This is a genomic window from Cetobacterium sp., from assembly GCF_048470075.1.
In the GTDB taxonomy this organism is placed as follows: Bacteria; Fusobacteriota; Fusobacteriia; order Fusobacteriales; family Fusobacteriaceae; genus Cetobacterium_A.
In genome coordinates, this window is record NZ_DBGBQB010000395.1 from 19019 (window position 1) to 27910 (window position 8892).

Here is an 8892-nt window from a genome sequence, read left to right on the forward strand (position 1 = left end):
ATTGTTCTTTGCTTTATGATACATTTTGCAATTGAACAAGTAAATATTCTATTTTCAATCCAAAGAGTGAGCAGTTTTAAAAAGAAAATTGAATATAAAAAAGAGATTGGAATAAAATCCAATCTCCTAAGATATTTTCTAGTAAAAATTAAGTATGAAAATTCAACTGCTTCTATTTTAAAATTAAACTGAGCTGAGAAAGTTCAAAGTTATCATCTAAGAATAGATCTCTATTTATTTTAACAACTGGAATATTTAGTTTAAAGTTTTGTAAATCATCAATTGTGATGATATAGTCAACCTCAAAAACATCTTCAAGTAAAGAGTTTATCTCATAACTTTCAATGATCTCCACAACTTCAACATATGAGAAGTTCTTTAAATATTTAGATAGAATCTTTCCATACATATGATCAAAAGTGTCATCTACAATAAGAACTCTTTTATATTTTTCATTCTCTAATTTAGATTGTGCTAAGTGTTTTTTTAAAATAATTCCCAAGTGGATTATATCCTCTGAATAAAAATTGGGAAAAATATTACATACAATCTCTTTAATTTTTTTGAATTTTTCTTTCTGTACACGACTGAGCTGATAGATCTCCTTATTTTCATAGAAGTTATACTCCTGTTTTAAATTTCCAACTCTCAATACATTTGAAACTCTCATAATTGTTTGAGGATTTGTGGATAGATCAATACCTAAGGAGTCTTTAATACCCCTCATAAATATCTCAGTAGTTCTATCTGGAGTTTCATATAGTTTTATATCTAGATAAAAAATAATCTCAATGATACTCTCTAACTCATAGGAGTTTAGATAATCGAATCCTCTAATTTTTAAAAATTTAAGAGTTTTTTCATAATATTTATGCTTTGTGATACTTTTATTGATATAGTTAGTGTCAGGGCTAGTCTCTTTTTTATCCCTTACAGTATGTATTAAAATTATGGCAACAATTCTATAAAAATCCTCAGGGACAAGGGTAACTGAAATACTGTTTAAAAGTCTTAAAACAAAATTCTTATTAAACTCCAATATATCCTCTTGGAAATATTTTTCGATTAAATCTGTAAATAACTTATGATTAATATTTTTGTTAATAAGGAATTTGGTTAGATGTAAAGAGAATAACTCTCTGATAATAGCTTCATTTCCCTCTAAAAAAATACCTCGTCCAGAGACACTTTCAACCTTTAACCCTTTGCTCTCCAAGTATTCTTTAATCTCTTTTAAATCATAGTTTAAGGTTCTTCTAGTAGTTTGAATTTTATCTGTATTATCGTTTAAATTAACCGTATTTTCAAAAAAAAGTTGTAGTAAAAGATACTCTTTTCTCTCTACAACAGATAGAGGTGCAAATTGTAAGATATCTTTTATCTTATTGATAGTACATGGCTTTAAAAAAAATAAATCTTTGACCTTTTGAATCCCCTGTATCTTATACGCAGTTAAAAAATCATTGATTATATTGATATTATTATCAATAGAACGTTTTTTTATGTGCAGTATTTTCTCTAAATCAGAGTAGCTAAACTTATTTAAAGAGAAGAATAAACTTAAAATATAAAGAGATTTTTTATTTAAAAACATTGGTTCCCCTTCCTTGAAAATTATAATGATATAATATACTATATTTTACAGTAAAAACTATGTATATACAAATAAAAAAAGCTGAGTTTTTAAACTCAGCTTTCAACTATCTTCTTATCTTATCTAACTCTCTCTCTGTTACAAACATTGAGTTATTTTTAGACTTTATATATAAACCATCTTTTACTCTATCTAAAGTTACAACCACTTTTCTATCTACATCTAAGATGATACCATTTCTCTCAAGATCAGCTACTGACATAACTTTTCCATATCTAGTCATAGCTTTAAAAATATCTACCTTTCTAACCTGGAAACTTAAGTTAGGAATTCTAGATTCAAATCTAATTTGATTTCCTTTTTCATAAGCTCTTATTTTTGTCATACTTCCATTAACGATACCTGCAAATGCACTTAAACTTAAAGTGGCACCAAGTATAAGCATTTTTAATTTTCTCATTGTATTCCTCCTAAAATATGTATAATAATATGTTTATTTTTGTAGTAATAATATTAGATAAATTATACATTTGTCATAAAAAAATATCAATTTGAAATTTGGTGTCTAAATATATGTAATAAATTTCGTAGTAACAGTGCTATTTTGAAAAAATATTTCATAAAAAAGTAGTACTATCTCGTTTAATCAAGATGGGATTAAGACTTTTTTGTATAGAAACTCTTTTGCCATTTAAGAGATAGTCAATAGCATTTTCCATCATCATATCCACAGGGTGTCTTATACTTGTTATATTTAAAGCTGTTGATATAATTGTATCATCAAAACTTAAAATAGAGATATCCTTTGGAATATTTAACCCCCTTTTACCAAGCTCTTTAATAAGATTTAAAGCTATAACATCATTGGAGGTTATAAAAGCTGTGGGGAAATTTTCTAAGGAATCAAGTTTTAAAGAGAGTTTATCAAGATTACTATTGGTAGAGTCAGTCTCTATAAACCACTCATCTAAAAAAACCATATTTTTTTCTGAGAAAAACTCTTTCACTCCCAAAAGTTTAAGATTTCTTTTATCAGCCCCAATAAAGGCTATCTTTTGATGGTTCAAACTATAGAGATGTTCAGTGGCTATTTTTCCTCCCTGTAAAAGAGATGTATAGATACAAGGATAGTGAGGAAGACTACTATCTATAACTATAAAATTTTCATTTTGCTTTTTTAGAAAATCAAGATTTGATCTATCCACAGGAGCTATTATAATCCCATCTACATTTCGAGCTTGTAAATTTAAAATATGCTCCTTTTCCAAGAGTTTATCCCCTTGAGAGTTGAGAATTATAACAGTGTAACCATTCTCACCAGCCACTTTTTCAACAGATCTAATCATCTCTAAATAGTAGTAGTTAGACAGATCAAAAAGTATAACTCCAATTATTTTAGAGGAGTTACTTCTTAAAGTTTTTGCACTGGAATTTGGTTTAAAGCCATACTCTGAGATTATTTTTTCAACACGAGCTCTAACCTCAGAATCCACAGTGGGATTTCCATTGACCACTCTTGAGACAGTGGGCTGAGAAACACCAGCTAATTTTGCTATATCTTTCATAGTTAAATTTTTTTTCATAGAACCACCTTTCAAAAGCATTATAAACTCAATTAAAGTATTTTTTTTATCTTTTGTCAAATTATTTTTTCTAGAATCTTACTCTTGACAAAATAGAATTCATAGAATAAACTCGTACCAAGAATACGTATTCTTGAAAAAAGGAGTGCGTTTAGTTAAAAAAAGTGTGGTGCAAAAATAGGGAGGCAAAATGAGATTTGTGAAGGAACATATAGAGATAGATGGAGAGAAAACTCTTCTTATATCTGGAGCAATGCATTATTTTAGAACTTTACCTGAACAGTGGGAAGATAGACTTGAAAAGATAGCTTCAGCTGGCTTTAACTGTGTAGAGACTTATGTACCCTGGAATCTACATGAACCTAAAGAGGGAGAGTATAATTTTTTAGGGATGTTAGACCTTGAAAGATTTTTAGCCCTAGCAGAGGAAAAAGGACTCTATGTCATTTTAAGACCATCTCCATATATATGTGCAGAGTGGGAGTTTGGAGGGTTGCCACCATGGCTTTTAAAATATCCAGCTATAAGACTTAGAACTATGGATTTAACATATATAGATAAAATAGATAGATACTATGATGTTCTGATTCCTAAGTTTATAAAGTATCTTCATACAAATGGAGGACCTATAATAGCTGTTCAAATAGAGAATGAGTATGGAAGCTATGGAAATGATTATAAATATCTTAGCTATTTGGAAGATGCACTTATTAAAAGGGGTGTAGATGTACCATTGTTTACTTCAGATGGACCAACACATTGGATGTTATCAGGAGGAACACTACCTCATATATGGAAAACTATAAACTTTGGTTCAAAGACACAGGAATCTTTTGAACTATTTAAAAAATACCAAAGTGATATGCCTAAAATGGTTATGGAGTTTTGGATTGGATGGTTTGATCATTGGGGACAGGAGCATATAACAAGAGATGGAAAAGAGGTGGCAGAGGAGTTTAAATATATGTTAGAAAACAGTATCTCTGTAAACTTCTATATGTTCCATGGAGGAAGTAATTTTGGTTTTATGAATGGGGCTAATTACCATGATGAACAGAGATGTACAGTAACAAGTTATGACTATGATGCTCTTTTAACAGAGGCTGGAGATTTAACAAAAAAATATTATCTTGTAAAAGATACCTTAGAGAGTTTAAAAGATAGAATCCATATAAAAAAACATAAAAACTATAAAAAATATGGGGTTAAAGACTCTAAAAAAATTGGATATGGAAAGGTTAAATTCAAAGAGAGTTGCTCTCTTTGGGACAATTTAAATTCACTTTCAACGAAGCACATATCTCCATATACAAAAACTATGGAGGAGTTGGAACAGGACTATGGATTTATACTTTATAGAACAAAAGTTAAAGGGATTATTGAAAATATGCCTCTGACTTTACAGGAGGTTAGAGACAGAGCACTTATCTTCTTAAATGGGGAGTTTAAAGGTGTAATAGATAGAAATACTAACCAGGAGATTATAATAAACTCTGAAAAAGAGGAATCCATATTGGAGATTTTAGTTGAAAATATGGGAAGGATAAATTATGGGCCTCTATTAAAGGATAGTAAAGGGATTACAGAGGGAGTCAGATTGGATAGACAGTTTCTTTTTAACTGGGAAATCTATACGATACCACTTGATAATCTGAGTGATTTAGTGTTTGAAGATGTGGTTAAGAGTGTTGGAAATCACCCTAGATTCTTTAGAGGAAATTTTAATGTGAGTGAGATAGGAGATACATTTATAGATTTTAAAGGTTGGAAAAAGGGGATCATATATATAAATGGATTTAATTTAGGTAGATACTGGAGTGAGGGACCTCAAAAGAGACTGTATATCCCATATCCACTTTTAAAAGAGGGGGAGAATGAGATTATAGTTTTTGAACTACATGAAAATGGTGATGAGATGGAATTTTTTGCAGAAGCTAAGCTTTTTTAAGGAGGGTGAAAAATGAAGAGATATTTAAAGGTTTTAGGAGTGGGAACGATGTTATTTATGGCTGCTTGTGGAGAGAGTGAAAAAAAAGAGGCCACTAAGGCAGAGGATAAAAAGATAGAGTTAACTTTTGTGACATACTCTGGAACAGGTGAGGAGTATATGATGGATACAAATAGCCTAGCAGAGGCTTATCAAAAGGTAGCTCCAAATGTGACAATAAAAATGGAAAAAATACCAGCAACTGAGTATGATAATACAATGAAAATAAGAAACTCAGCACAGAAATTACCAGATATTTTTCCAGTGAGAGTTGTAACTATGGAGAGCTTTAAAAGTGTATTACTCCCTTTAAATGAAACAGAGGCGGCAAAAGTAAATAAGTTTGCTAAAGATTTTGAAATTGATGGAAATATATATGGGCTACCTATGTATGGTTTTAATGAGTTTGTTTATTATAGAAAAAGTGTATTTAATGAGCTAGGACTTGAAATACCAACAACATGGGGGGAGTTTGTAGCTCTTTCAGCTAAGATAAAGGAGGGTGGAATCTATACTCCTATGGCCCTTGGAGCCAAGGACTCATGGACAACTTATCCATTCAATGAGTTTATGCCATTTTTAGTACCAGGAGGTAATGATATATGGAGTAAAATGGCTGTGGAGAAAGACCCATTCTCTCCGGGAAAACCATTCTATACAGCTTATGATATGCTAGATAAATACTATAGCACAAAACCTTTTGGAGAGGATCCATTGGGATATGGTTGGGATCAGGAAAAGAGTATGTTCGCTTCTAAAAAAGCAGCTATGCTAGCTTCAGGACAGTGGTTCTATATGGATTTAGAGAAAGAGATGTCAAAGGAAACACTGGACGATATAGGGGTATTTGTTTTACCAGCTCGTGAGACAAAAGAGGATCCATTTAGATATTTAGTTTCAGCAGAAGTATTTTTATCAATTCCAAAATATAGTAAAAATGCAGATGCAGCTAAAAAATTCTTGGATTGGTTCTTTACAAGTGATTACTACAAGGAGTACATAACATACATGAATGTATTACCAGCAGTGGAAGGTGTTAAGGGAAGAGAGAGCATGTTTAATGTGGCTATAGCAAGTATTCCAAATCCAGAGGTTGTACTTCAAAAAGGTGGCGATGAAAAGTTTAGAAAAATAGCTAACTATATCTCTTTTGATGTTAAGAGAATGGGGCAAGAGATGATTCAAGGCGTCAACTTTACAGAGTATATGAATGAGTTTAATAGAAGATGGACAGAAGCTCAAGAAAACACAAAGTAGTTGTAGGAGTAAAGTATGAAAGATAAGACGCAAAGAGGTATGTTGTTAATATGTTTTTTAGTAGTACCAACTATATTGCTATTTGTATTTGTTCTTTATCCAGGGTTTAAACTGGCTTTAATAAGTTTCACAGATTGGGATGGAATAAATCCCAATTACAACTATGTTGGCTTAAAAAACTATACCCAGGTATTTCAAAGAAAGGATATTTGGCAGAGTTTAAAAAATAATAATCTATACTTTATGTTACATCTATTTTTTATTCCCATAGAGATGTATTTAGCTCTACTTTTAGATAGATATATAAAGAGAAGTGAGTTTTTTAAAACGATAGTTTTTATGCCATATATAATAAATGGAGTTGCTATTGCCTATATGTTTTCATTCCTATATAGTTCAGAGGATGGAGTTTTAAATGGACTCTTAGCCCTTGGAAACATCGGTAAAATTAGATGGTTAAGTGATCCTAGAATAGTGAATTACTCCTTGGTAGTTGTTTCCCTTTGGAGATTTACAGGGGTACACATAATCCTTTTCTTAGCTGGGCTTCAATCTATAAATAAGGATATGCTAGAGGCAGCACTGATAGATGGAGCCTCAGTATTACAGCAATTTATAAAGATTATAATACCAAATATGAAATCTATTTTAAGTATAGTTCTATTTTTAAATGTTAGAGGAGCTCTTATGGTTTTTGATATACCTTTTGTTATGACAAGTGGAGGACCTGGAACAAGCAGTACTACCTTTGCTCTTCACACAGTAAAAACGGCTTTTGAGTTTAGTAACTTTGGACTAGCTTGTGCTATGGCTATAGTTTTAATAGCAGCAATTATAGTTATCTCAGCGATTCAAAGTTTAGTCTTAGAGCCTGAAAAATTTAAAGAGAGATTGGATAGAATAAAGAGATTCTTTAAAAAAGAGGGATTAAAGGTTGAAAAGGTTATGGAAAAGGAGGGAGAAAAACTTGAAAAAGAAAAAGATGAGCGAGTTACTGTTTAATACTCTTAATCATATAGTTTTTATAGTTATAACTTTGATAGTTCTAGTGCCTCTATTTCTGGTGATATTATCATCTTTTAAAACTCCAGAGCAGATAGCTCAAGGGTATCATCTATCCCTACCTGCACCTTTTTCTCTAGATAACTATCGAGAGGTCTTTAAAAATGGAAATGTGTTGACAGGGTTTAAAAACTCGGTGCTTTTAGTTTTAGGAACAATATCAGTAAATGTTATTCTAAGTAGTATGGTTGCATATTCACTTAGTAGGTTTGAGTTTAAATTGAAAAAAGTTTACTTCTTTCTATTTAGCTTTTCAATGCTTATACCTAGCTTTATTGCTGAGATAACAAGATTTGGAATAATAGGAAGACTGGGGATATATGATACACTTTTGGCACCAATGGTAATCTATATATCAACAGATATTTTGCAGATATATGTCTATAAACAGTTTATAGATCAGATTCCATACTCCTTAGATGAAAGTGCAAGAATAGATGGTTGTTCATATTTTAAAATCTACTGGAAAGTGATATTTCCACTGATACTGCCAGCTACTGCAACACTGATTATCTTAAAATCAGTGGATGTTTTAAATGATATGTTTACACCATATCTGTATATGCCAAGTGCAGATAATGCAACACTTACAACAATGTTGATGAACTATGTTGGACGGAGCGGTTCTTGGGCTAAGCTATCAGCAGCTATAGTTATTGTTATGTTACCAACAGTTATAATGTATTTGATATTTAAGAGAAAAATATTATCTGGAATAGTCGCTGGAGCAGTAAAAGAGTAAAAAAATGGAGAAGATAAACTTCTCCGTTTTTTACTGTGTGAACATGTTAAAGATTTTTAATTTCCTCTAAAGATAACCCTGTTATTTGTGAAACTATGTCAACGCTTAATCCATTTTTTAAAGATGATTTTGCAATTTCTAACTTTGCTTTTCTTTCTCCCTCTGTTAATCCTTGTTGGATTCCTTTTTTCAATCCCTTTTCCTCTGCCGATAGCAGCGCATTTAATCTATCATTTCTTGCATTTTCACGCATACGATAGTTCTCAGCTTCCTTTGGGTCTCTACTTATTCTTGCAAGTTCCTCTTTAGCTTCTTGTAACTCTTCAATTTTTCTCTCTAAATATATTACTTTTTCATTATTTGGGTCTTCTAAAAATCCTACCCAAATACTTAATAAATCTGATTCATCTATATCTTTCATTTTAGGTATCTCTATAAAATGAAGTTCTAAGGTATCTGTTAGTAAGTTATTGTTATTTGCATTTTGAATTAAATATTTATTGTGAAATCTCTCTTCATCTAGCAAAATAAAGTCTAATACATTAATACATATTGTTCTTGGTAAATTTGCATAAGCACCTTTTCCAGTATATTCGCTAATATATGTTTTACTCCAGTAATATAGACTTCTTTTTACCATGTTTCTTTCATCTGCTCTTTGCATTTC

General features: G+C 31.0%; 9 protein-coding genes. 5 read left to right on the forward strand and 4 right to left on the reverse strand.

Annotation, left to right across the window (positions count from 1 at the left end):
* The first annotated feature begins 15 nt into the window (after positions 1 to 15).
* Positions 16 to 192, forward strand: a complete 177-nt coding sequence (locus ACMOUI_RS13735; RefSeq protein WP_418966259.1) for a hypothetical protein — start codon at positions 16 to 18, stop codon at positions 190 to 192.
* On the opposite strand, the gene ACMOUI_RS13740 is transcribed toward ACMOUI_RS13735, so the two are convergent.
* From ACMOUI_RS13740 to ACMOUI_RS13750, 3 genes are all read right to left on the reverse strand, one after another.
* Positions 173 to 1594: a helix-turn-helix domain-containing protein gene (locus ACMOUI_RS13740; protein ID WP_418966260.1), complete on the reverse strand. Its 1422-nt coding sequence runs from the start codon at positions 1592 to 1594 to the stop codon at positions 173 to 175. The genes ACMOUI_RS13735 and ACMOUI_RS13740 overlap by 20 nt on opposite strands.
* A 106-nt stretch (positions 1595 to 1700) precedes the next feature.
* Positions 1701 to 2054, reverse strand: coding sequence for a hypothetical protein (locus ACMOUI_RS13745; protein ID WP_418966261.1), 354 nt, complete (start codon positions 2052 to 2054; stop codon positions 1701 to 1703).
* Between the two features lie 157 nt (positions 2055 to 2211).
* On the reverse strand, positions 2212 to 3177 hold the full coding sequence (locus ACMOUI_RS13750) for a LacI family DNA-binding transcriptional regulator (RefSeq protein WP_418966262.1): 966 nt from the start codon (positions 3175 to 3177) through the stop codon (positions 2212 to 2214).
* Positions 3178 to 3367: 190 nt separating this feature from the next.
* On the opposite strand from ACMOUI_RS13750, the gene ACMOUI_RS13755 reads away from it, so the two are divergent.
* Genes ACMOUI_RS13755 through ACMOUI_RS13770 form a run of 4 tightly spaced genes read left to right on the forward strand, consistent with a single transcriptional unit; the run spans position 3368 to position 8225 of the window.
* The gene (locus ACMOUI_RS13755; protein WP_418966263.1) at positions 3368 to 5125 is read left to right on the forward strand and encodes a glycoside hydrolase family 35 protein; all 1758 of its coding nucleotides are present in this window, start codon (positions 3368 to 3370) and stop codon (positions 5123 to 5125) included.
* A gap of 12 nt (positions 5126 to 5137) precedes the next feature.
* The gene (locus ACMOUI_RS13760) at positions 5138 to 6421 is read left to right on the forward strand and encodes an ABC transporter substrate-binding protein (RefSeq protein ID WP_418966264.1); all 1284 of its coding nucleotides are present in this window, start codon (positions 5138 to 5140) and stop codon (positions 6419 to 6421) included.
* Positions 6422 to 6436: 15 nt separating this feature from the next.
* Positions 6437 to 7423 carry a carbohydrate ABC transporter permease gene (locus tag ACMOUI_RS13765; RefSeq protein ID WP_418966265.1) on the forward strand — a complete coding sequence of 329 codons (987 nt, stop codon included), beginning with the start codon at positions 6437 to 6439 and terminating at the stop codon, positions 7421 to 7423.
* Positions 7389 to 8225, forward strand: coding sequence for a carbohydrate ABC transporter permease (locus ACMOUI_RS13770; protein ID WP_418966266.1), 837 nt, complete (start codon positions 7389 to 7391; stop codon positions 8223 to 8225). Before ACMOUI_RS13765 ends, ACMOUI_RS13770 begins: the two co-directional genes overlap by 35 nt.
* A gap of 46 nt (positions 8226 to 8271) precedes the next feature.
* Here ACMOUI_RS13770 and ACMOUI_RS13775 read toward each other — a convergent pair.
* Positions 8272 to 8892, reverse strand: a 621-nt coding sequence (locus ACMOUI_RS13775) for an Rpn family recombination-promoting nuclease/putative transposase (RefSeq protein ID WP_418966267.1), incomplete at its 5' end; no start/stop codon positions are given.

Coding starts and splice junctions, on each gene's coding strand:
- ACMOUI_RS13735 (WP_418966259.1), top strand. CDS start 16: ATGATACATTTTGCAATTGAACAAGTAAATATTCTATTTTCAATCCAA.
- ACMOUI_RS13740 (WP_418966260.1), bottom strand. CDS start 1,594: ATGTTTTTAAATAAAAAATCTCTTTATATTTTAAGTTTATTCTTCTCT.
- ACMOUI_RS13745 (WP_418966261.1), bottom strand. CDS start 2,054: ATGAGAAAATTAAAAATGCTTATACTTGGTGCCACTTTAAGTTTAAGT.
- ACMOUI_RS13750 (WP_418966262.1), bottom strand. CDS start 3,177: ATGAAAAAAAATTTAACTATGAAAGATATAGCAAAATTAGCTGGTGTT.
- ACMOUI_RS13755 (WP_418966263.1), top strand. CDS start 3,368: ATGAGATTTGTGAAGGAACATATAGAGATAGATGGAGAGAAAACTCTT.
- ACMOUI_RS13760 (WP_418966264.1), top strand. CDS start 5,138: ATGAAGAGATATTTAAAGGTTTTAGGAGTGGGAACGATGTTATTTATG.
- ACMOUI_RS13765 (WP_418966265.1), top strand. CDS start 6,437: ATGAAAGATAAGACGCAAAGAGGTATGTTGTTAATATGTTTTTTAGTA.